Below are 21620 nucleotides of genomic sequence, written 5' to 3'. Positions count from 1 at the left end.
GATCGTGCACACCGTCGACGATCGCGCTGCCGGACCCGGCGTGCTCCGCCCCGACGACGGGGAGGCCGCCCACAGGGTCGCCTTCATCGAGGTGTTCTTCGATGTCGTCTTCATCTTCGCGTTCACGCAGCTCTCGACGCTGTTCCTCGACGATCCGACTCCTCTCGGACTGTTCGAGACCGTGGTGCTCACGGCCGCGATCTGGTGGATCTGGGTCGACACCACGTGGGTGACCAACTGGCTGAATCCGGAGAAGTGGCCGGTGCGGGCACTCCTGCTCGTGCTCATGGCACTCGGTCTCACCCTCTCCAGTTCGCTCCCGCACGCCTTCGACAGCGCGGCGGGCGGCGCCGTGTTCGCGGTCGGCATCGTGCTCGTCGGCCTGGTGCGCAGCACCTTCGCCATCGTCGCCTTCCGCATCCATCGTCCGGACAACGCCCGCAACTTCGTGCGCATTCTGGTCTGGACCTGCGCTGCGGGCCTGCTCTGGCTGCTCGGCGGCTTCGGCCCGGCCGACGCCCGGGTCTGGGTCTGGACGGCGGCGCTGGCGCTGGCCTTCCTTGGCCCGCTCGTCAGGTTCCGCGTGCCGGGCCTGGGAGGCACCCGCGCCGAGACGTGGGACGTCAGCGGCGAGCACATGAACGAGCGCGTCGGGCTGTTCTTCATCATCGCCATCGGCGAGTCCATCATCGTGACCGGATCGGTCTTCGCCGGAGTCGAGCTGAGCCCTGACGCCATCGGAGGCTACGCCGCCGCCTTCATCGGTTCGGTCCTGCTCTGGATGCTGTACTTCAACCACGGCGAGCGCGGCGGCCGCGAACGCATGGAGGAGGCGTCGCGGACGGGCATCGTGGCACGCAACGCCTACACGATCGTGCCCGTCGTGATGGTGATCGGCGTGGTGCTCACGGCCGTGGCCGATGAGCTCGTGATCCTGCATCCGCACGAGATGGAGCATCCGTCGACGGCATGGCTCATCTGCGGGGGCCCGGCCGTCTACGTGCTCGGCAACCTTCTGTTCAAGCGCGCCGTAGGGATGCCGTGGCTGGTGTCCCACCTCGCCGCCATCGCCGCGCTCGTCGTGCTGGGTGTCGTCGGCGTCGGCATCACGCCGGTCAGCCTGAGCTTCGCCGTGAACGGCGTGCTGGCCGTCGTCGTGCTCGCAGACGAGTGGAGCTACCGCAGTGGTCTGCGCAGAGCCGTCGAGAGGGCCGCCCGGCGCTAATCTGGGCGCAGTTGCGCATACAGCACCCACCAGCACACCGACGAGACGAGACGACGGATGCCAGCACGCACGGGCTTCACCCGCAACCTCCTGCGCCCCACCACGGGCGAGGAGTCGCACCGCGTCACCTTCGTCGAGCTGTTCTTCGACCTCGTGTTCGTGTTCGCCATCACGCAGCTCTCGCACAGCCTCATCGCCGAGCCGACGCCGCTCCGCTTCGCCGAGGTGCTCATCCTCGTGGGCGCCGTGTGGTGGGCGTGGGTGGACACCACCTGGATCGCCAACTGGCTGAACCCCGCGCGCGGAGCCGTGCGCGGCATGCTCATCGTCCTCATGCTGTTCGGGCTGCTCATGTCGAGCGCCATCCCCGAGGCCTTCGCCGGCAAGGGCTGGCTGTTCGCGACGGCGTTCGTGGCGATGCAGCTCAGCCGAACCACCTTCGCCTTCTTCTCGTTCCTCGAGCAGGGCAGGAGCGCCAACGCCCTCAACGTCGTGCGCATCATCATCTGGTACGTCGTCTCGGGCACCATCTGGATCACCGGCGGCTTCGCCGAGCCCGAGCAGCGCATCTGGATCTGGGTCATCGCCCTGGCGATCGAGTGCACCGGTCCCGCGGCCAGGTTCTGGGTGCCCGGCATGGGCAAGTCGCCGATGGAGACGTGGGAGGTGTCTGGAGAGCACATGGCCGAGCGGGTCGGCCTGTTCTTCATCATCGCCCTCGGCGAGTCCATCATCGTGACGGGGTCGGTGTTCTCGGCGCAGCCCGTCTCCTGGGAGGGCTTCGCCGCGCTGCTGGCAGCGTTCGTCGGCACGGTGCTGCTCTGGCTGCTCTACTTCGCCCACGGCGAGCGCAGCGGCTCCGCCTACATAGCCGGGGCCGAGACCAGCGGCCGCATCGCCAGGGCCACATACACCTACATCCCCATCCTCATGGTGATCGGCATCGTGCTCACAGCCGTCGGCGACGACCTCGTGCTGGCGCATCCGTTCGGTCATCACGGACAGACGGATGCCGCCACGGCAGCCGTCATCACCGGAGGCGCCGCCATCTACCTGTTCGGCACGACGCTGTTCAAGCGCTCGGTCGGCGGACCGTGGCTGCTCACCCACCTGCTCGGGATCGTCGCCCTCGGCCTGGTGTTCCTCGTCGCCGGGCTGGTCAATCCGCTCGTCCTCACCTGGCTGGTGAACGTTGTGCTTCTCGTCGTCGTGGTGATCGACGAGTGGCGCTACCGCCGCCTCGTCGGAGCCGACGCGCTGCGCCTGGAATGAGGACGCGTCGGCCGGCGTCTACTTGACGCTGCCTGCGGTCAGCCCTCCGACCAGTCGCTTCTCGATGAGCATGAACAGCACGACAACGGGGATGATCGCCACGATCGAGACGCCGAACACGTACTGCCAGCTGGTCTCGTACTGGCCGACGAACTTCGTCAGCGCCACCGAGAGCGGCTGGTTGCCCGCGGTCGAGAGGATCACGAGCGAGGCGGCGAACTCGTTCCAGCAGGCGACGAAGGTGAAGACGATGGCCGTGACGATGCCGGGCCAGACCAGCGGCAGGTTGATGCGGAACAGCACCGTGAGCCGGCCGGCACCGTCGATCTGCGCCGCCTCGTCGATCTCCTTCGGGACGCCGGCGAAGAAGCTGTGCATGATCCAGACGGCGAACGACAGGTTGAAGGCCGCGTTCACCAGGATCATCGCGAGCCAGGTGTCGGAGATCCCGAAGGTGATGAACTGCCGGAACAGGCCCGAGGTGAGCACCGCCGGCTGCAGCATCTGCGTCACGATCACGAGGAACAGGAAGACCACTCGGCCGGGGAAGCGGAAGCGGGCCGTGTAGTACGCGGCCGGGAGGGCGACCAGCAGCACCAGCACGGTGGCGAAGACCGAGATGACGACGGTGGAGATGAGGTTCTCCGGCAGCGGCGTCTCGGGCGTCGACCACATGGTGATGTAGTTCTCCCAGTGCCACTCCGTGGGGAAGTAGGTGGGCTCGACACTGCGGATCTCGGACTTCGTCTTCACCGAGCCGAAGAACATGATCGTGTACGGCAGCACGAAGACGAGCAGGATGATCAGTCCACCCGCCATCCGCCAGGCCACCCGTGCCCCGGACACCTGGTCCGTCGTGTATCGGCGCTTGCGCTTGACCGGCGGGTCGATGGTCTCGAATGCCGGCGCTGTGACGCTCACTCTCCGACCTCCTTCATAGGCTTGACGACCTTCACGTAGACGGCCACGATCACCAGCACGATGAGGAAGGCGACGACGCTGAGCGCACTGGCCACGTCGATCTTGTGCTGGTTCTGGATGTACTTGAAGATCAGCGTCATGACGGTGTCGGCGTCGTAGCCGGGGATGGAGCCCGTCATCGTCTTGAGGATGGGCAACGAGTTGAACACGTTGATGATGTTGATGAGCACGGCCACGGAGATCGCTCCGCGCAGTTGCGGCAGGATGACGCTGACATAGGTGCGGCCGGCACCGGCACCGTCCATCTTCGCGGCCTCGAGGGCTTCGGCCGGAACAGTCTGCAGGCCGGCGAGGATCGTGTACGTCGTGAACGGCAGGGAGACGAAGATCGCCACGATGATGGCCCAGATGAAGGCCGTCTCCGGATTCTTGGTCCAGCCGTAGCCCTGCGGCGTGTCGATGAGGCCGATGTCGACGAGGAACTTGTTGATGATGCCGAAGTACGGTTCGAGTCCGTAGTAGACGACGAGGGTGGTCATGACCACGCTGGCCGCCCAGGGGATGATGACGGCCAGGCGCACGAGCTGCCGACCTGGGAAGGCCTTGTTGAGCACCTGCGCGAGACCGAGGGAGATCACGACCGTGAACGCCACCACTGTGACAACCCAGATGATGGTGCGTCCCATGATGGGCCAGAAGTCGACGAAGGTGAAGACCTCGATGTAGTTGTCGAAGCCGACCGAGCCCTTGTCGATGCCGCTGAGGGAGATGTCGCGCGTGGAGTTGAAGAACATCACGCCCGCCGGATACAGCACGATGCCGAAGATCAGCAGCAGGGCCGGTGCGATCCACGGGAGCGCGTGCAGGATGTCCCTCCCTCCGGCACCCTGAGCTCGCCGAGCGCGGCGCGGGGCTGCATCCGTCGTCGTCGTCGATTCGTCGATCTGTGTCGTCATGGTCGTGTCGTACCCATGCTTTCCGCATCAGCGATGCCGTGCCCGTGGGGCCTGTCGGAACTGGTGGAACTGGTGGAACGGATGGTGCGAGGCTGCGGGTCGACGGATGCCGCCGGCCCACAGCCTCGCACCACTGTGCGAGAGTCGCCTAGCCCGCGTCTGCCGCGGCCTGGATCTCCTTGAGCACGGCCTCGGGGTCGTCGCCCTGGGCGAGCTTGCCGATGGTGCTCTTGAACGCCGCGTTGGTGGCGTCCCACTTCGGGTTGGTGTTCGGGTAGAACTGCGCTGCGGGCAGCACGTCGAGGAACGGCTTGAGGTCGGCCTCCGAGGCGAGGGCCTCGGCTCCGGACTTCGTGGTGGGCAGGAAGCCCTCGGTCTTCACCCACGGCACGTAGACGTCGGGCGTGTAGTAGTAGTCGAGGAACTTCGTGATCGCGTCCTGCTTCTTGCCGTCGTTCTTGAAGGCCATCAGGTGGTCGGCGACGCCCAGGGTGAACGGCGAGCCGTCCTTCGTGGGGATGGGGACGATCGAGTAGTCGAGGTCGGGGTTGCCCTCGGCGATCTGGCCGACTGTCGGCGGAAGGCCGACCTGCATGCCGACCTTGCCCTGCACGAAGATGTCCATGAGCGGGCTGCGGTCGGTCGAACCGGCGTCGGCCTGGGTGGCGCCCTCGTCGATCATCTTCTGCATGAAGGTGGCTGCTTCGAGGTTGGCGGGGACTCCGTCGATGGTGATCTCATCGGCGTTGCCGAAGGTTCCGCCTCCGCCGTAGAACCAGACCGCACTCTCGGCCTGGGCCTCCTCGGAGCCGAGCGGCATGCCGTAGCCGGCGACGCCGCCGCCGAGGGCCGAGATCTTCTTGGCGTCGGCGAGCAGCTCGTCCCACGTGGTGGGGGGCGTCGCGACTCCGGCCTGCTTCAGCAGGTCGTTGTTCACGAACAGGGCGCGGGCACTGGCGATGAGGGGCGCGCCGTACTGGGTGTCACCGACGGAGGACACCTGCACGAAGGAGTCCTGGAAGTCGGCGAGGGTGTCCGCCGAGACCACGTCCTTGATCGGGTAGAGCAGGTCGTCGGCGGCGAAGCCGGCGAAGGGCCCGCCGTTCATAATGTCCGGCGCCTGGTCGGCCTGGATCTTCGTGGTCACGACGTCGTTGAGGTTGTCCCACGACTGCACCTCGAGCTTGACGGTGATGTCGGGGTACTTCTTCTCGAAGCCATCGATCACGGTCTCCCAGAGGCCCTGGGTGTTGTCGGAATAGCTGGGGACGAGCAGATTCAGCGTTGTCGCCGATCCGCTGGAGTCGTCGCTCGAACCGCTGCCGAAACCGCACGAGGCGAGCGTCATGGTGGCCAGGGCCGCTGTCGCGACCACGGCACCGACGCGCAGGGACTTCTTCATCAGTACTTCCTCACTCTTGGATAAGGGGTGATGCACTGCGGATGCGCATGTCGTGCACGCCCCAGTGCGTACGCCGTGGAAGCACTGAAAGTGCGAACTTTCTGACACTTCTTGACGGATACTGCGGGTAAACGATCAGATTCATTCACCGTTGACGAAACTATGGCCTCTTTGCCCGGCGAGGTCAACGGGTTCACACATTCGTTACATAGAGTTTATTAGCGGTCCTAACAAAACACCATGGTTTCGCGTACACCTCTCGTCCCCGATCGTGACACTGATCGGTAGACAGGAGTTCCGCTCATCCGCGATCATTGGCAGACTGCACGAAACGACGCGTGCACCGGCGGAGGATGACCATGCACGAAGCGCTGACAGCCCCGGCCGCCTTGGGCGGCGGCGCCGCCGTCCTGGCGTTCGACGTCGGCGGATCCGACACCAAGTCGGCGATCATCGACGCGACGGGTCTGGTGCACGGCCTGCGTCGCACCCCGACCCCGCGGGACGGCGACGATCCGGCCGGCGCCCTGCTCCGCCATGTCGGCGAGATCGCCGCGTCCTACGCCCTCGACTTCCCCGGCATCACGCCCGTTGCCGCCGGCCTGCTGGTGCCGGGCCTCGTCGACGACGACGCCGGCGTCGGCGTCCTCGCCACCAACCTCGGGTGGCGCGACGTGCCCTTCCGCGATGATGCGGAACGGATGCTGGGACTCCCCGTCGCCTTCAGCCATGACGTGCGCGGAGCCGGCGAGGCCGAGTTCAGGCTCGGAGCGGCGCGCGGTCACCGTGACGTCGCCGTGCTCGTGGTCGGAACCGGCATAGCCGGCGCCTTCTTCGTCGACGGACAGGTGCAGGTCGCCGGCGGCTACGCCGGCGAGATCGGCCATTCGATCATCCTCCCGGGCGGTCCACCGTGCCCCTGCGGAGGTCGCGGACACTTGGAGGCCGTCGCATCCGCCGGTGCGATCGTGCGTCGCTACGCCGAGCGCAGCGGGGAGCAGGTCGACGGCGCTCGCGCAGTGCTCGAGCGCGCCCGCGCCGGTGACGCCCACGCCGCGGCCGTGTGGGACGAGGCCGTCGACGGTCTGGCCCTCGGACTCGCCCAGGTGGTCGCCCTACTGGCACCCGAGGCCATCGTCGTCGGCGGCGGGCTCGCGCAGGCGGGCGACGCCCTCTTCGCCCCGCTGGCCGAACGCCTCGACGCCCTGCTCACCTTCCATCGACGCCCCCTGCTGCTTCCGGCCCAGATCGGCGGGGATGCCGGGCTGCTCGGCGCCGCGCTGCGCGCCCGCGACCTGGTCGACCCGCAAGCGGCATCCGCTCGCCCGATCGCCCGTCATCAGGCAACATCCGCAGGGGCTGCAGCATCGGGGTCAGCATCCGGAGCGGTCGGGGGGCAGTCGTGAACCGCGCCGAACGTCTGACCGCCGTGCTCGACCTGCTGGCGCAGAGCGGTCACGTCGACGTCGACGACATCGTGTCGACCCTCGGCGTCTCGCCGGCGACGGCTCGACGAGATCTCGACACCCTGGCCGAGAACCAGCTGCTCACCCGCACCCGGGGAGGGGCCGTCGGCCACACCGTCGCCTACGACCTGCCGTTGCGCTACAAGCACCAGCAGAGCGCAGAGCAGAAGCAGCGCATCGCTGCCGCGGCGAGCGCCATCGTGCCGAAGGGGTCCGTGATCGGGCTCTGCGGCGGCACCACGGCGACGGCCATCGCCAACGCCCTCGGCGCCCGTGCCGACCTGGCCGAACCCGGCCCGCACGCGAGCCTCACCGTGGTCACCAACGCCATCAACATCGCGGTTCAGCTGGCGATGCGCCCGCAGATCAAGATCGTCGTGACCGGCGGCGTGCTGCACGCGCGCTCCTACGAACTCGTCGGGGGCTACTCCGACCTCGTGCTGGAGTCGGTATCGCTCGACATCGCCTTCATCGGCGTCAACGCCATCCATCCGTCGCTCGGACCGATGACCCACGACGAACGCGAGGCCGACGTCAACACACTGATGGCGACCCGGGCCGCCCGGGCCGTCGTGGTGGCCGACTCGAGCAAGATCGGCAAGAAGGCCTTCGCCACGATGGGCACGGCCGCCAGGTTCGGCACCATCATCACCGACAGCGGCATCACCGACAGGCAGCGCGAGGAGCTGATCGACAACGGCTACGAGGTGATCGTCGCCTGAGGCCCGTGCGGTTCGCGGGCGTCGGTCCCCATGGGGCGGTGCCGTCCGGACGTGACGGCGACGACGACGAAGGCGACGAGCACGATGCCGGCGTACACCCAGGGCAGCGCCGCCAGGCCGAGGGTGTCGTAGAGCACGGCGCCGAGCAGCGCTCCCCCGCCGATGCCGACGTTGAACGCCGTCGTGTAGAACGCGCTGGCGGCATCGCGGATGCGGGCGGATGCAGCATGCAGCAGTCGCGTCTGCAGCAGCGGCGGCAGCATGCCGAACGCCAGGCTCCACACGATGAAGGCGACGAGGGCCGGGATCCAGCTGCCGGCGAAGGCGCCGAGCGCCGACACCGACACCGCGACGACCCCGAGGGCGATGAGCAGGCCCCTGGTCGGGTGCCTGCCGAACACGGCCCCGGCGACCACCAGTCCGATGAGTCCCGAGACGCCGGCGACGAAGAGCAGCGGGCTGATGGCGGCGGCATCCGTGCCCACGACCTCGATGAAGTACGGGGCGATGTAGGTGTAGAGCACGTAGTGGCCGATCATCGTGATCGCCGTGACGGTGCAGACGATGGCGACGGCCATCACCGCGCGATCGCGGATGGCCGGGATCGCAGCCGTGTTCGCGCCGGGTTCGACGCGGTGCACGACGGGCAGGAACCGCCACACCAGCACGGCGCTCAGCAGGGTGAGCCCGGCGACGATGCCGAAGGCGAGCCGCCAGCCGACAGCGTGGCCGAGGGCCGTTCCGAGCGGCACGCCGAACACGAAGGCCAGGGTGCCGCCGCCGAGCGCGATCGAGACGGCGCGCCCGATCTGCTCCTTCGGCACCAGGTGGCCGGCGTAGGCGCCGACGATGGCCCAGAACAGGCCGTGGGCCATGCCGCCGACGACGCGCGATGCCACCACGAAGCCGTAGTTCGGAGCGAGGGCCGTGAGCACGTTCGCCAGCCCGAGCACCACGATGGCGGCGACGAGGAGGGCGTGCCGAGGCAGTCGCCGGGTGAGCCCGGTGAGGGGAGCACTGGTGAGCACGACGGTGAAAGCGAACACCGTGACGAGCAGTCCGACGAGCGGCTCCGAGACGCCGAGGTCGCTGCTCATGTCGGGCAGCAGGCCCGTCGGCAGCATCTCCCCCGTCACCGAGAGGAACACGGCGACGGCGAGGACGATGAGTCCGAGCCAGGGGAATGTCGGGGTGCTGCTGCGAGCAGCGGAATCGGTCGTGGACATGGCAGTCTCCGACAGGCGTTCCCCGCGGCTCGCACGGCGAGCACTGCGGGTCGACTACGCGCTGTTGTGCGCGCCCAGGGCCGGGTTGATCACACCGACCGTCGTCGAGTCTAGCCGAGCGGGTGCCACGGGATAGCCTGAGCGGATGGACTTCGACGCCGCCGAGCCGCATCCGTCAACGCACCACCACTGGGTCATCACGGTCAGCTGCCCCGACCAGCCGGGCATCGTGCACGCCGTGAGCGGGGCAATAGTCTCGGCGCGCGGCAACATCACCGAGAGCCAGCAGTTCTCCAGCGCCGACACCGGGCGCTTCTTCATCCGCCTGCAGGTGGAGTCCCTCGCCGACCGCGCCGAGTTCGAGGCCGCCCTCGCGCCCGTCATCGAGCGCTACGGCATGGCGGCGCACATCGACACCGTCGGGCGACCGCTGCGCACCCTCGTGCTCGCCTCCACGGCGGCGCACTGCGTCAACGACCTGCTCTTCCGCCAGCGCGCCGGCCAGCTGCCGGTTCACATTCCGCTGGTGCTCTCCAACCACTCCACGCTGCGCGACCTGGCCGGGTTCTACGACGTTCCGTTCGAGTCGCTTCCGGTGACGGATGCCGCAGCCAAGGCGGCCTTCGAGGACCGGGTGCTGCAGGCCGTCGACGAGCACGACATCGAACTCGTCGTGCTGGCGCGCTACATGCAGATCCTCACGCCCGAGCTGTGCGAGCGGCTCGAGGGGATGGCCATCAACATCCACCATTCCTTCCTGCCCGGCTTCAAGGGTGCGAATCCCTACAAGCAGGCGCACGCCAGGGGCGTGAAGCTCATCGGAGCGACGGCGCACTTCGTGACCAGCGACCTCGACGAGGGACCGATCATCGAGCAGAACGTCGTCCGCGTGGATCACTCCCGGTCCCCGGCGGAGCTCGTCGCCATCGGCCAGGACGAGGAGAGCCGCACGCTCAGCCAGGCCGTGAAGTGGTTCGCCGAGCGTCGCGTGCTGCGCGACGGCGCCCGCACGATCATCTTCCGCTGACGCGCCGCCTCCGCCGCCACCGAACCCCGCTGGCAGAGGCAGCGACGACGTCGCCGCCGAAGCCGAGGGGGGCGCGCAGCTCGGCCCCCACGGTCGCTGCCGTTCCGACCCGCTACCGGCCGTGACGGTAAACTCGACGAGTGAATGACGCAGCGCCAGAACAGTACAGGGTGAGCCCGAACGACATCCTCCGTTTCCTGCTCGAGATCTTCGCCGTCGTCACCCTCGGCATCTGGGGCTTCACGGCCTGGCCGCTGCCGTGGCCCGGCGCTGTCATCGGCATCGGGGCACCGCTCATCGCCATCCTGCTCTGGGGACTGTTCCGCTCCCCCAAGGCCGTCTTCCACATCGACGCCTTCGGCAAGGCCATCGTCGAGATCCTGGTGATGGGTGCGGCCGCCCTGGCCTGGTGGGACCTCGGCCAGCCCGTCGTGGCTGCTGTCTTCGCCATCGTCGCCACGATCTCGGGCGTCATCAGCGGCCGCAAGGAGTTCGCGTGAGCATCATCGTTCACGGCGCCCGCAAGCTCGACGCGGACGGATCCGTCGACGACTTCTGGCTCGCGGCATCCGCCGATCGCATCACGGCAACGGGCACGGGTGACGGATGGCGCGTCGTCGCCGCCGCAGACCCCGCGGCCGCCGTCACCGATGCCGCCGGCCGCTGGCTCACGCCGGGCTTCATCGACCTGCACGGCCACGGCGGAGGCGGAGCCGACTTCGACCACACCGCCGACGACATCCGCACGGCTCTCGCCGTGCACCGGGCGCACGGAACGACCCGCTCTGTCCTCAGCCTCGTGACCAACCCCGTCGACGCCCTGGCGACCAGCCTCGCCGTGATCGCCGACCTCGCGGAGTCCGACCCGCTCGTGCTCGGATCGCATCTGGAGGGGCCGTTCCTCGCCGACTCCCACCGCGGCGCGCACAACCCCGAGCTGCTGATCGAGGCGGATGCCGCAACCATCGCCGAGCTGCTCGCCGCCGCCCGCGGAACCCTGCGCCAGGTCACCATCGCCCCCGAGCTGCCGGGAGGGCTCGACGCCGTCGAGGCCTTCGTCGATGCCGGAGTCGTCGTGGCCATCGGCCACTCGGCTGCCACGTTCGAGCAGGCGCAGGTCGCTTTCGACCGCGGGGCGACCCTCGTGACGCACGCCTTCAACGCACTGCCCGGCATCCACCACCGTCGGCCGGGTCCTCTCGTCGCGGCCTTCGGCGACGAGCGCGTGACGTTGGAGCTCATCCTCGACGGCGTGCACGTGCGCCCCGAGGTGGCGGCGTTGGCCTTCACCGCCGCACCGGGGCGCATCGCCTTGATCAGCGACGCGATGGCCGCTGCCGGGTCGGCCGACGGCCACTACGAGCTGGGCTCACTCGACGTGACCGTGACCCACGGCGTGGCGAGGCTCACCGACGGCGGATCGATCGCCGGATCGACGCTCACCCTGGACGTCGCGCTGAAGAACGCCGTCGAACTCGTCGGCCTCGACCCCGTCGTCGCCGTCACGGCGCTCACGCTCACTCCGGCGCGCGTGCTCGGACGCGACGCCGACCTCGGCCTGCTGGCCGAGGGCTACGCTGCAGACGCCGTGCTGCTCGATGCGGCCTTCGCCGTCGATCGGGTCTGGGCGAACGGCGCGGCGCTCTAGCCGCCGCACCCGCTCGCTGAGGCCCGAACTCAGGCCGAGGCCGAAGCCCACGCAGAGAACGGGCACTTCCCGCCGCGCCGCACCGGCCGCGCCCTACAGCGGTACGCCCTCCGGCCGCTGGGCCCACGCGTGCCTGTAGTAGTCGGCATTGCCGAGCTTCGACGCCGCAGCCTCGTCGATGACGACGGTCACGTGAGGATGCAGCTGCACGGCCGATCCGGGATGGCTGGCCGTCACCGGGCCCTCCAGGGCATCGGCGACAGCCGCGGCCTTGCCTTCTCCGAACGCCAGCAGCACCAGGTGGCGCGCCCGCATGATGGTGCCGAGACCCTGCGTGATGCAGTGCGTCGGCACCTGGTCGATGGAGTCGAAGAAGCGGGCGTTGTCGCGACGGGTCTGCTCGGTGAGGGTCTTCCAGCGCGTGGTCGACGCGAGCGACGAGCCCGGCTCGTTGAATCCGATGTGACCCGTCGTGCCGATGCCGAGGATCTGCAGGTCGACACCGCCGGCTGCGATGATCGCCGTCTCGTACTCGTCACCCGAGGTCAGGATGCCGCTCGGATCGCCGTTCGGCACCTCGATGCGCGCGGGGTCGAGCCCGAGCGGTTCCACGACCTCGCGGTGGATCACGGAGTGATAGCTCTCGGGATGCCCCACCGGCAGCCCGATGTACTCGTCGAGAGCGAAGCCGCGTACGGCGCTCACGTCGATCTGCTCGGCGTGGATGCGGGTCGCGAGCGCCCGGTACGTGCTGAGCGGGGTCGAGCCCGTCGCGAGCCCGAGAACGGCGTCGGGACGACGGCCGATGAGGGCGATGATGGCATCGGCGACGACGGAACCCGCCGCTTCGGCATCCGGGACTATGACGACTTCAGCCATGGGTTACTCCTGTGAGGGCCGCACCGACTGCGGCGGCCGGGAATCCGAGTGGGATGATGTGCACGCGCTCGGCGAGGTCGAGCGACGCGAGGAAACGAGAGGATGCGGCAGCGCGGTCGAGCGCGGCCCGCACCCCATCGATGAGGGGTGCTCCGAGAGCACTCAGGCCGCCGCCGATGACGACGGCGTCGACGTCTGTCGACAGCACCAGGATGCGCACTGCCGCCGAGACGCCCTCGAAGAAGCGCTCCTGCACGACGATGGCATCGGGGTCTCCGGATGCAGCATCCCGGAACAGCCCGCGGGCGGGCAGGGCATCGTCCGACGGCCACATCCGCGCAATGGCGGAACCCGAGGCCACGGTCTCGACGCAGCCGCGCTGACCGCAGGTGCAGACGGCTCCGGCCGGGTCGATCGGGATGTGCCCGATCTCGCCCGCGATGCCCCGGCCGCCACGCAGCAGCACGCCGTGCTGCACGATGCCGGCGGCGAGGCCCGTACCGAGGTTGAGGTAGGCCATCGAGTCGAAGCCATTGGCCGCTCCGGTCTCGGTCAGCAGGTGCTGCGCGCCCATGGCCGCGGCCTTCACGTCGTTCTCGACGCTGACGCTGACGCCGAGACGCTCGATCAGCGCCTCGCCGAGGCCGAGGTCCTCGACGCCCAGGTTCACGGCGTGACGCACCCGTCCCGTCGCCGAGTCGACGGCTCCGGGGATCCCGATTCCGATCGAACGCAGGTTGCCGACGCTGACGCCCGACAGGGCGGCGACCTGGCGAACGGCGTCGACCGCGGTCTCGATGACGGCCGGGCCGCCCCAGCCTGTCGGCATCCGCACGGGTTCGCTGAGGTGCCCGTCGGAGTCCATGGCGACGGCGGCGGTCTTGGTGCCGCCGATGTCGATTCCGAGTCTCATGCGCCGCCAGCCCCCTCGAGCAGACGGAGGACGCTGCGCCCGAGCAGGCGCGATGCGCCGAAGGTCGCGATGTCGGCGTAGGCGCGATCGTCGCTCGGCCAGCCCAGGTCGACCACGAGCACGCCTCCCCCGTTCGCGCGCAGCCCGTCGATGGCCTCGCGTGCGAAAGCGTACCGGTGGATGTCCTTGCCCACCACGATCACCGGGCCCGGCGTCTCCGGAAGCGATGCGCTCCCCTCCGCCAGCGGGTGCGGCGTGCTCCACGGCGAGTGCACGGGCAACGGATGCCGGTCGAGTTCCGCGAACGGTCCCCACGGGGCGACACCGACGGCGATGTTCGCGACGGTGTCGATCCGCACCACCATGTTCGGCCGGATCCCGGCGTCGAGCCAGGCCCGGGCGTGCGGTGACACGTCGAAGGCGCGCTGCACCTCGGCATCATCGAAGTCGGGTTCGGCGGCTGTCGCGGCGTCCGAGTCGGCCCCGGGCACGAGGCCGGCTTCCGCCAGTGCCGAGTTCGTCGCCCGGCCGAGCTCGCGCACGCTGAGGGCGGCCTCGAGCACACGCTCGATCGGCAGACGGCCTGCGGCGACGGCGTCGAGCACCCGGTCCTCGATCTCGCCCAGCTCGGCATCGGTGTTCTCGGTGCCGATGCAGAGCAGGTCGCAGCCGGCGCCGAGAGCGCGCACGGCGGCCTCCGGGATGCCGTGGATGCCGCTGGCGCCCTTCATGTCGAGGGCATCGCTCACGATCACGCCCTCGAATCCGAGCTCGTCGCGCAGCAGCCCCTGCAGGATGCGGCGCGAGTGCGTGGCGGGGAAGTCGGGGTCGACCTGCGGGATGAGGATGTGCGAGGTCATGATGGTGCGCGCACCGGCCTCGATCGCGGCACGGAACGGAACCAGCTCGCGCGACCGCAGGGTCTCGAGGTCGGCGTCGATGACCGGGAGTGCGAGGTGCGAGTCCTGGGCCGTGTCGCCGTGCCCCGGGAAGTGCTTGGCGCTCACGGCGATGCCGGCGCCCTCGTGTCCGCGAACCCAGGCCCCGACGTGGCGGGCGACGGCAGCGGGGTCGCTGCCGAAGCTGCGCACGCCGATCACCGGGTTGTCGGGGTTGGAGTTCACGTCGGCGTCCGGAGCGAAGTTCAGCGTGCACCCGACGGCCGTGAGCTCCTCGGCCACTGTGCGACCCACCCGCTCGGTGAGCTCCAGGTCGTCGAGGCGCCCCAGGACGGCGGGACCGGGGTAGGGCGATCCCTGGTCGTAGTAGAGCCGGGTGACGTCGCCACCCTCCTCGTCGATCGCGATGACGGCCAGCGGGTTCGCCGCGCGGACTGCATCCGTCAGCGAACGCAGCTGCGCCCGCGACACGATGTTCATCCCGAAGATGCAGACGCCGCCGAGCCCGTTGCGCAGCCTGTCGGCGAGCCATTCGGGCAGGTCGGTGCCCACGAAGCCCGGCATGAGCGTCGCCGCTATCAGTTGGCGGAGCTCTCCCCTGCTGCTGTGGGCGTCTGGGCGGGGAACGGATGCGGTGGTGGCTGCTCCGTTCATCCCTTGACCGCCCCGGCCACGAGTCCGCTCGTCATCCGGCCCTGCACGATGAGGAAGAACACGATGACGGGCAGGGCGACGAGCGTCGACGCCGCCATGACCTGGCCCCAGTCCGTCTCGCGGGTGGCGCTGGCCTGGATGAAGCCGCGCAGCCAGAGCGGGAGCGTGTGCATGTCCTCGGCGGGCAGCAGCACGAGGGCGACGGTGAACTCGTTCCAGGCCTGCAGGAAGGCGAACACCCCCGAGGCAACGAGCCCGGGAGCCAGCAGCGGGAAGGTGATGCGCATGAACGCGCCGGTGCGGCTGAGGCCGTCGACCATGGCGGCCTCTTCGAGGTCGGCCGGGATGCCGGCGACGAAGCCGCGCAGCATCCAGATCGTGAACGGAACCACTGCTGCGGTGTAGATGATGCTCACGCCGATGATCGAGTTGAGCAGGCCGGCGCTCGACACCATCTTGTACTGCGCGATGAACAGGCCCTCGGCCGGCAGCATCTGGATGATCAGCACGGCGAGCACGAAGGACTTGCGGCCCTTGAACCTGAAGCGGCTGATGGCGACGGCCGCGAGAAAGGCGAACAGCAGGCAGAAGAACACGGCGATGAGGGTGACCGACAGGCTGATGCCGAGCGCCGAGTAGAACGTGCCGTCCTCGAGCGCGTTGGCGTAGTTGTCGAACGAGCCGCCGATGGGCACGAACGTCGGGATGAACGACTGCAGCGTGCGGTTGGGCAGCAGCGAGGAGTTCAGCATCCAGTAGACCGGGAAGACCCAGGCCGCCGACACGAGGATCGCGAGGGCCGACAGCAGGATGCGGGCCGGGCGGATGCGCACCCTGGACAGCCGCTGCGGCTTCGTCTCGGGCGCTGTGGGGATGGGTGCCGGGGCCGGAGCCAGCGCGCTGGCGATGATGTTGGGAGTCACACTGGTGTCGGTCATGACTGCTCGTCCTCCTTGAGAAGGCTGCGCACGTAGAACCAGCTGATGGCCAGGGTGAGCGCGAGTACGAAGATGGAGACGGCGGATGCCATGCCGAAGTCCTGGGAACCGGCGCCGAGCTTGTAGATGTAGGTGCCGAGCAGGTCGTACTCGCTCGACTTGGATCCGGCATCCTGCAGCATCGTGATCTGGGTGAAGACCCGCAGATCCCAGATGAGCTGCAGCAGCAGCACGATCATGATCACGGGCCGGATCATCGGCATGATGATGTAGCGCAGTCTCTTGTAGCCGTTGGCGCCATCGAGCTGGGCGGCCTCGAGCACCTCATCGGAGACCTGGGTGAGGCCGGCGTAGACCGAGAACGCCACGAACGGAACGCTCATCCAGATCACGATGACGCTGGCGACGATGAAGAAGGTCGCGGGGTTCGACAGCCAGGAGAACCGGTTCATGTCGACACCGGGGATCATGTCGAGCAGGTAGTTGACGACGCCGCGCCTGCGGTCGAAGAGCCAGATCCACACCGTCATCGCGGCCACGACGGGCATGGCCCAGGCGAGCAGCAGCGAGATCTGCAGGATGAGTCGGACGGCCGTGCCGACGGCCGTCATGAGCACCGCGAGGAGCAGTCCGACGACGAGGGTGACGGCGGCCGTGATGAAGCAGAAGGCGATGGAGCGCACGACGACCTCCCACATGGTGGGGTCGGTGGCGAGGGTGAAGTAGTTGGCGAGGCCCACGAAGGGAGCCGGCAGGCCGAACTGCTGCTTGATGCCGAATTCCTGCATCGAGGTGATGATCTGCCAGATGAGCGGGTAGCCCATTCCGACGAGGAGGATGACGATCGCGGGGATGAGGAGAAGGTGTGGAACGGAGAGGCGGCGTCGGGGGCGCTGCGCCGGCGTCTTCGGGGCGGCGGCTGGGGCGTCCCGGGTGAGCGTTGCTGTCACGGTCTCATCCTCCTTTCGGGTGTGGTGCGCGTGCAGGAGATCAGGGGTAGGGGCCGCGAGCGAAGAGTCACTCGCGGCCCCTGAGGTGTTTCACGTGTTCCGGATGCCGCAGGTCTGACGGCCCGCCTCATCCGAGGGTCCGACTAGTTGAGGAGCTTGTCCAGCTTCTCGTCGTATTCGGTGGCCAGGGCCTTGACGTCGCCGCCGGCCGAGATCTTGCCGAAGAACTCCTCGAGGATGCCGGCACCCTCGACTGCAGCCCATCCGGGAGCAGCGGGGGTCAGCTTCGAGCCTGCGGCCGACTCGACGAGGGCCTTGGCGAACTGGTCGTCACCGAGGGCCGACGCGTAGTCGAGGTTGGCGGGGCCGAGACCGTTCTCGCCGAGGAGGGTCTGGTACTTCTCGGAGAAGATGATCTTCATGAGCTCCTTGGCGCCGGCCTGGTGCTTGCTGGCTGCCGAGACGGCGATGTTGGATCCACCGGCGAAGACCGGGGCTGCTCCACCGTCGACGCCCGGGAGCACGAAGGTGCCGAAGGTGTCGTCGTTCCAGGTGGCGACGGTCTTGGTCGCGTCCTTGGGGTCCGGAGCGAGGTCACCGATCGACCAGTGCGCCCATCCGGGAGCGATGATCGTCGCGGCCTCGGGTGCACCCGTCGCCTCGTTGTTGTTGATGTTGACCCACGGGGTGCTGTCGAACTCGGTCGCCGGGGCGAGCGAGGCGCCCTGGAACAGCGACTGGAACTCGGTGAGGCCCTTGACGGTCTCGTCCGAGGCCAGCGTGCCGACCCACTTGTCGCCGTCCTTCTTGGCCAGGTCTCCGCCGTTGGCGAAGATCCACGAGATGCCGTTGCGCCAGTCGGATCCACCGATGTAGAAGCCGGACTGCGAGTCGGTCTTCAGCGACTTGACGGTCTCGTCGAACTCGGCGAGCGTCGTGGGAACGGTCTTGCCGGCAGTGGCCCAGATGTCCTTGCGGTAGAAGTTGTAGCGCGAGCCGAAGTAGTACGGCAGCGCGTACTGCTTGCCGTCGACCTCGCCGACCTCGACGAACGACTTCAGCAGCTTGTCGCCACCGAGCTCGTCGTACATGTCGCTCAGGTCGGTGAAGGCACCGGCGTTGGTGAAGGTGGGCGACCAGGTGTTGCCGATCTCGGTCACGTCGGGGGTGTTCGCGGCGTCGGGAAGCGCGGTGGTGAGCTTCGCGACGGCGTCGCCCCAGCCCTGCTCCTCGATCTTCAGCGTGCCGCCGGTCTCCTTGGCGTACTCGGTCTTGAGGTAGTCGCGCAGGGTGTCGGGGGTGTCAGCGCCCATCAGCCACAGCGTGATGTCCTGGCCCTTGGCAGACTCGGTGGATGCGGCGTCGCCGCCCGTCGAGCTGCAACCGGCGAGAACGAGTGCGGCTGCCGTTGCAATGGCAGCTACTGCGTACTTTCTCTTCATTGGGATTTCCTTCTCTTGGTTGGGTGTGGTGCTTCGGGGTGGTGATGGCTCACTGCCCTGGGCGTCGCGGCTTTCCGACTCCCATTCGTCGGCGTCTCTACGAGACTCCGAGCTGTCCGGATAGGACCATGACCGCGGCGCCGCGCAGGACGATGTCCTGCCCCTGCGTGGTCATCCGCACCGTCAGAGAGCCGGTGAACTCGGCCATCGTCCTGGTGCGGATCGTCTCGATGGCCGCTGTCGCCAGCGGGCCTTCAAGCAGTTCGGCCGGGCCGCTCAGCACGATCTCCGAGAGATCGAGGGCTCCGACGACGGGGGCGAGGATGATGCCGAGCCGGCGGCCCGCCTCCCGGAGAACAGTGTCGCGCTCGGCGTCGGCTTCGGCGCCTGTCGCCGTGATCGCGGCGATGCGGGCCGCGAGCCGTGGAGCGGCGAGCCAGGCCTCCAGGCAACCGGTCTTGCCGCAGGCGCACAGCGGGCCTCCATCGGTGCCGACGACGACGTGGCCGATCTCGCCGGCGGCCGACGTGGCGCCGAACAGCGGGCGCCCGCCGACCAGGAGGCCGGCGCCGACGCCGTGGCCGACCTTGATGAGCATGATGTCGCCCTCGACACCGCCGAAGCTGTGCTCGGCGTACACGGCGGCATTGGCATCGTTGGCCACCAGGACGGGAACCTCGAACCTCTCGGCGAGCACGGCGTGCAGGTCGACCGAGGTCCAGCGCAGGTTCGGGGCCGTGAGCACGACGCCGCCGAGGTCGACGATGCCCGGAGAGCCGACGCCGATGCCGAGCAGCGGGGCCGTGGCTGCGGCGACGAGCCTGTCGGCGAGCTCCAGGACCTTGGCGATGGCCTCAGCGCCGGTGCTGCCGGCGAGGGCGATCTCGTCGCGGGCCTGGATCGTGCCTCCCAGGTCCAGCACGGCGCCGCGGAAGACCGAGTCGTCGGAGAGGTCGACGGCCACGATCTGGAAGGCGCCGTGGTCGAAGTCGAGCAGGGTGGCCGGCTTGCCGGGGCGGGCGTCCTCGCGCTGCCCGAGCTCCACGACGAGTCCCTCGGCGATGAGTTCGGCCACGAGGTCGGACACGGTGACCCTGGTGAGGCCGGTCTCTCGCGCGACGTCGGCACGGCTCTGGCCGGATGCGCGGTAGAGCGTCTGGAGCACGAGGGAGCGGTTGTGCCCCCGAGCGTGCTCGGGCAACACCTTGGCGGTCGGGCGGAGGGCCTGGCCTGGGGAGAGCTGCGTTGCCGTCATGTTTGTTAGTAAACCTTACGAACAAACAGAGTGCAAGACCGTCGTCGAAGTTAGTCCATGTTCTTTACAAACCTGTGATCTACCGGAAACACGGGGATCCCCGCCGGCAGCATCCAGAACTCACGGCAGCAGAAGGGTAACTCAGAGCGCCCCGGTGGCCGGTGTCTGCTCCACGTGCCCGGTGCCGTCGAAGACGAGCAGGGTGTCGGCGATCTTGTCGATGAAGAACCTGTCGTGGCTCACGACCACGACGGCGCCCGGGAAGTGGGTCAGCGCACGCTCCATCACCTGGGTGCTCGTGATGTCGAGGTGGTTCGTCGGCTCGTCGAGCACGATCACCGCCGCGCCGGACAGCAGGCACTGGGCGATGGCCACGCGGGCACGCTGTCCGCCCGAGAGGGTGCCGATCTTCTGCTGCAGGTCGGCGTCCGAGAACTGCAGCATGGCGAGGAAGCGGTTCACGCTCTTCTTGGTCGCCGTGAAGGCGAGGGAGTCCGGATACGCGTTCACGGCGTGGCCGACGGTGTCGGTGAGGTCGAGCTCGGCGTAGACCTGGTTGTAGGACACGAACCGTGCACCCTTCGCCCAGCGCACCCTGCCGGCATCCGGCTCCGTCTGCCCGGTGAGCACGTCGAGCAGTGTCGACTTGCCCGAACCGTTCGACCCGACCACCGCGAAGCGGTCGCCGCGGTGCAGGCTGAAGGTGAGGCCGGAGAACAGCGGCTCTGCGCCGAATCCCTTGGCGAGCCCCTCGACGGTCAACAGGTCGTTGCTGACCCGCAGTCCGTCGTAGATGGCCGTGATCACCTGGTCGACCGGGCGGGGAGCCTGACGCTTCTTGATGTCGGCGAGCTTGCGCGCCAGCCCCCTGTCGGGATTGCGGGCCGCCTCGCGGCGTGCGCTGCTCGCCGCCTGCTCGTAGGCCAGCAGCTCCTCCTCGTGCGCGAACTGTTTCTCGAGCATCTTCAGCCTCGACTGCTTCGCCTGCACGTACTCCGAGTAGTCGCCGTCGTAGTCGTGCAGGTGGTGGTTCTCGATCTCGACGATGCGGGTGACGACGCCGTCGAGGAACTGCCTGTCGTGCGAGACCACGAGCACGGCGCCCGGGAAGGTGCGCAGCCAGCCCTCGAGCCAACGCACGCCGTCGAGGTCGAGGAAGTTCGTGGGCTCGTCGAGCAGCAGCACGTCCGGAGCCTGGACCAGGATCTTCGCCAGCGCGGCCCTGTTGCGCCAGCCGCCGGACAGCCGGTCGACCGGCAGCGCGCTGCGCTCGTCATCGAAGCCGATGCGGGTGAGAACAGTCTCGATGGTGTTCTCGTAGCCCCATCCGTCGATGGCGTCCATCTTCTCGAACAGCTCGCCCTGCTCGCCCAGCAGCCGGGTCATCTCGGGTTCGTCCATCGGCTCGGCCAGCAGCAGCCCGATCTCGTCGATACGCGCCTGGGTCGCATGCACCTCGGCGAACAGCCCGCTCAGGATCTGTCGGATCGACAGTTCTCCATCGAGCTCGGAGAACTGCGAGAAGTAGCCGATGGTCGTGCCCAGCGAGACGTCGACGGTGCCGGTGGTCGGCTCCTGCCTGCCGAGCAGCAGCTCGAGGAAGGTGGTCTTGCCCGTGCCGTTCTTGCCGATGAGACCCACCCGATCGCCCTCCCGGAGCTTGAGGAAGGCCTCGCGCACCACCAGCCGTCCGTCGAACTCCTTGGACACGTCGTTCAGGCGGATCTGGCTCATGGGATGTCCTCGGGATTCGTCGGGTGCTGCGGGAAAAGACATCCGGCCCACCGCGGCGCTGCGATCCTCCGGTCAGGCGACTGGAGGACGG

19 protein-coding genes are annotated in these 21620 nt (G+C 68.4%); 7 read left to right on the top strand and 12 right to left on the bottom strand.

Annotated features, from left to right (window positions below; all coding sequences use genetic code 11):
* Positions 1 to 4 precede the first annotated feature (4 nt).
* Together ASF30_RS21370 and ASF30_RS21365 are read left to right on the top strand one after the other, a co-directional pair.
* The gene (locus ASF30_RS21370; protein ID WP_055911465.1) at positions 5 to 1225 is read left to right on the top strand and encodes a low temperature requirement protein A; all 1221 of its coding nucleotides are present in this window, start codon (positions 5 to 7) and stop codon (positions 1223 to 1225) included.
* A 57-nt stretch (positions 1226 to 1282) separates the two neighbouring features.
* Positions 1283 to 2497, top strand: a complete 1215-nt coding sequence (locus tag ASF30_RS21365) for a low temperature requirement protein A (RefSeq protein ID WP_055911464.1) — start codon at positions 1283 to 1285, stop codon at positions 2495 to 2497.
* An 18-nt stretch (positions 2498 to 2515) separates the two neighbouring features.
* Here ASF30_RS21365 and ASF30_RS21360 read toward each other — a convergent pair whose 3' ends face one another.
* The 3 genes from ASF30_RS21360 to ASF30_RS21350 all read right to left on the bottom strand — a co-directional run bounded on the left by ASF30_RS21360 (position 2516) and on the right by ASF30_RS21350 (position 5776).
* A complete protein-coding gene (locus ASF30_RS21360) occupies positions 2516 to 3418 on the bottom strand; it encodes a carbohydrate ABC transporter permease (RefSeq protein ID WP_235480451.1) in 903 nt (300 codons plus the stop codon).
* Positions 3415 to 4374, bottom strand: coding sequence for a carbohydrate ABC transporter permease (locus ASF30_RS21355; RefSeq protein WP_055911462.1), 960 nt, complete (start codon positions 4372 to 4374; stop codon positions 3415 to 3417). The genes ASF30_RS21360 and ASF30_RS21355 overlap by 4 nt, the downstream gene beginning before the upstream one ends.
* 148 nt (positions 4375 to 4522) lie before the next feature.
* Entirely contained in the window at positions 4523 to 5776 is a 1254-nt protein-coding gene (locus tag ASF30_RS21350) for an extracellular solute-binding protein (RefSeq protein ID WP_055911460.1), read from the bottom strand.
* 359 nt (positions 5777 to 6135) lie between these two features.
* Here ASF30_RS21350 and ASF30_RS21345 point away from each other — a divergent pair, with 359 nt between their 5' ends.
* Together ASF30_RS21345 and ASF30_RS21340 are read left to right on the top strand one after the other, a co-directional pair.
* Positions 6136 to 7182: an ROK family protein gene (locus tag ASF30_RS21345; RefSeq protein WP_157497570.1), complete on the top strand. Its 1047-nt coding sequence runs from the start codon at positions 6136 to 6138 to the stop codon at positions 7180 to 7182.
* Positions 7179 to 7964 (top strand): DeoR/GlpR family DNA-binding transcription regulator, encoded by a 786-nt coding sequence (locus ASF30_RS21340; RefSeq protein WP_055911456.1) that lies wholly within the window; start codon positions 7179 to 7181, stop codon positions 7962 to 7964. The genes ASF30_RS21345 and ASF30_RS21340 overlap by 4 nt, the downstream gene beginning before the upstream one ends.
* Here ASF30_RS21340 and ASF30_RS21335 read toward each other — a convergent pair.
* Positions 7943 to 9190: an MFS transporter gene (locus ASF30_RS21335; RefSeq protein ID WP_082468260.1), complete on the bottom strand. Its 1248-nt coding sequence runs from the start codon at positions 9188 to 9190 to the stop codon at positions 7943 to 7945. The genes ASF30_RS21340 and ASF30_RS21335 overlap by 22 nt on opposite strands.
* Positions 9191 to 9335: 145 nt before the next feature.
* Here ASF30_RS21335 and purU point away from each other — a divergent pair, with 145 nt between their 5' ends.
* The 3 genes from purU (at position 9336) to ASF30_RS21320 (ending at position 11865) form a co-directional block, all read left to right on the top strand.
* The gene (gene purU / locus ASF30_RS21330; RefSeq protein ID WP_055911454.1) at positions 9336 to 10217 is read left to right on the top strand and encodes a formyltetrahydrofolate deformylase; all 882 of its coding nucleotides are present in this window, start codon (positions 9336 to 9338) and stop codon (positions 10215 to 10217) included.
* Positions 10218 to 10357: 140 nt separating this feature from the next.
* On the top strand, positions 10358 to 10717 hold the full coding sequence (locus ASF30_RS21325; protein WP_055911452.1) for a YrdB family protein: 360 nt from the start codon (positions 10358 to 10360) through the stop codon (positions 10715 to 10717).
* Positions 10714 to 11865 carry an N-acetylglucosamine-6-phosphate deacetylase gene (locus ASF30_RS21320; protein WP_055911450.1) on the top strand — a complete coding sequence of 384 codons (1152 nt, stop codon included), beginning with the start codon at positions 10714 to 10716 and terminating at the stop codon, positions 11863 to 11865. The genes ASF30_RS21325 and ASF30_RS21320 overlap by 4 nt, the downstream gene beginning before the upstream one ends.
* 93 nt (positions 11866 to 11958) lie before the next feature.
* On the opposite strand, the gene nagB is transcribed toward ASF30_RS21320, so the two are convergent.
* The 8 genes from nagB to ASF30_RS21280 form a co-directional block, all read right to left on the bottom strand.
* Positions 11959 to 12744, bottom strand: coding sequence for a glucosamine-6-phosphate deaminase (gene nagB, locus ASF30_RS21315; protein ID WP_055911449.1), 786 nt, complete (start codon positions 12742 to 12744; stop codon positions 11959 to 11961).
* Positions 12737 to 13657: an ROK family protein gene (locus tag ASF30_RS21310; protein ID WP_055911447.1), complete on the bottom strand. Its 921-nt coding sequence runs from the start codon at positions 13655 to 13657 to the stop codon at positions 12737 to 12739. Before ASF30_RS21310 ends, nagB begins: the two co-directional genes overlap by 8 nt.
* The gene (nagZ, locus tag ASF30_RS21305; RefSeq protein ID WP_055911445.1) at positions 13654 to 15210 is read right to left on the bottom strand and encodes a beta-N-acetylhexosaminidase; all 1557 of its coding nucleotides are present in this window, start codon (positions 15208 to 15210) and stop codon (positions 13654 to 13656) included. Before nagZ ends, ASF30_RS21310 begins: the two co-directional genes overlap by 4 nt.
* The gene (locus ASF30_RS21300; protein WP_082468259.1) at positions 15207 to 16148 is read right to left on the bottom strand and encodes a carbohydrate ABC transporter permease; all 942 of its coding nucleotides are present in this window, start codon (positions 16146 to 16148) and stop codon (positions 15207 to 15209) included. Before ASF30_RS21300 ends, nagZ begins: the two co-directional genes overlap by 4 nt.
* Entirely contained in the window at positions 16145 to 17098 is a 954-nt protein-coding gene (locus ASF30_RS21295) for a carbohydrate ABC transporter permease (RefSeq protein ID WP_055911443.1), read from the bottom strand. The genes ASF30_RS21300 and ASF30_RS21295 overlap by 4 nt, the downstream gene beginning before the upstream one ends.
* A gap of 143 nt (positions 17099 to 17241) precedes the next feature.
* On the bottom strand, positions 17242 to 18540 hold the full coding sequence (locus tag ASF30_RS21290; RefSeq protein ID WP_055911441.1) for an extracellular solute-binding protein: 1299 nt from the start codon (positions 18538 to 18540) through the stop codon (positions 17242 to 17244).
* Between the two features lie 97 nt (positions 18541 to 18637).
* Positions 18638 to 19795: an ROK family transcriptional regulator gene (locus tag ASF30_RS21285; RefSeq protein ID WP_055911439.1), complete on the bottom strand. Its 1158-nt coding sequence runs from the start codon at positions 19793 to 19795 to the stop codon at positions 18638 to 18640.
* A 141-nt stretch (positions 19796 to 19936) separates the two neighbouring features.
* Positions 19937 to 21529 (bottom strand): ABC-F family ATP-binding cassette domain-containing protein, encoded by a 1593-nt coding sequence (locus ASF30_RS21280; RefSeq protein WP_055911437.1) that lies wholly within the window; start codon positions 21527 to 21529, stop codon positions 19937 to 19939.
* Positions 21530 to 21620 lie beyond the last annotated feature (91 nt).

Origin of the sequence: Leifsonia sp. Leaf264, assembly GCF_001422325.1 — a bacterium.
Lineage (GTDB): Bacteria > Actinomycetota > Actinomycetes > Actinomycetales > Microbacteriaceae > Orlajensenia.
Note: the sequence above shows the minus strand (reverse complement) of the source record. Positions and strands in the feature narration are given on the sequence as shown.

Coding starts and splice junctions, on each gene's coding strand:
- ASF30_RS21365 (WP_055911464.1), top strand. CDS start 1,283: ATGCCAGCACGCACGGGCTTCACCCGCAACCTCCTGCGCCCCACCACG.
- ASF30_RS21355 (WP_055911462.1), bottom strand. CDS start 4,374: ATGACGACACAGATCGACGAATCGACGACGACGACGGATGCAGCCCCG.
- ASF30_RS21350 (WP_055911460.1), bottom strand. CDS start 5,776: ATGAAGAAGTCCCTGCGCGTCGGTGCCGTGGTCGCGACAGCGGCCCTG.
- ASF30_RS21345 (WP_157497570.1), top strand. CDS start 6,136: ATGCACGAAGCGCTGACAGCCCCGGCCGCCTTGGGCGGCGGCGCCGCC.
- ASF30_RS21335 (WP_082468260.1), bottom strand. CDS start 9,190: ATGTCCACGACCGATTCCGCTGCTCGCAGCAGCACCCCGACATTCCCC.
- purU (WP_055911454.1), top strand. CDS start 9,336: ATGGACTTCGACGCCGCCGAGCCGCATCCGTCAACGCACCACCACTGG.
- nagB (WP_055911449.1), bottom strand. CDS start 12,744: ATGGCTGAAGTCGTCATAGTCCCGGATGCCGAAGCGGCGGGTTCCGTC.
- ASF30_RS21310 (WP_055911447.1), bottom strand. CDS start 13,657: ATGAGACTCGGAATCGACATCGGCGGCACCAAGACCGCCGCCGTCGCC.
- nagZ (WP_055911445.1), bottom strand. CDS start 15,210: ATGAACGGAGCAGCCACCACCGCATCCGTTCCCCGCCCAGACGCCCAC.
- ASF30_RS21300 (WP_082468259.1), bottom strand. CDS start 16,148: ATGACCGACACCAGTGTGACTCCCAACATCATCGCCAGCGCGCTGGCT.
- ASF30_RS21290 (WP_055911441.1), bottom strand. CDS start 18,540: ATGAAGAGAAAGTACGCAGTAGCTGCCATTGCAACGGCAGCCGCACTC.
- ASF30_RS21285 (WP_055911439.1), bottom strand. CDS start 19,795: ATGACGGCAACGCAGCTCTCCCCAGGCCAGGCCCTCCGCCCGACCGCC.
- ASF30_RS21280 (WP_055911437.1), bottom strand. CDS start 21,529: ATGAGCCAGATCCGCCTGAACGACGTGTCCAAGGAGTTCGACGGACGG.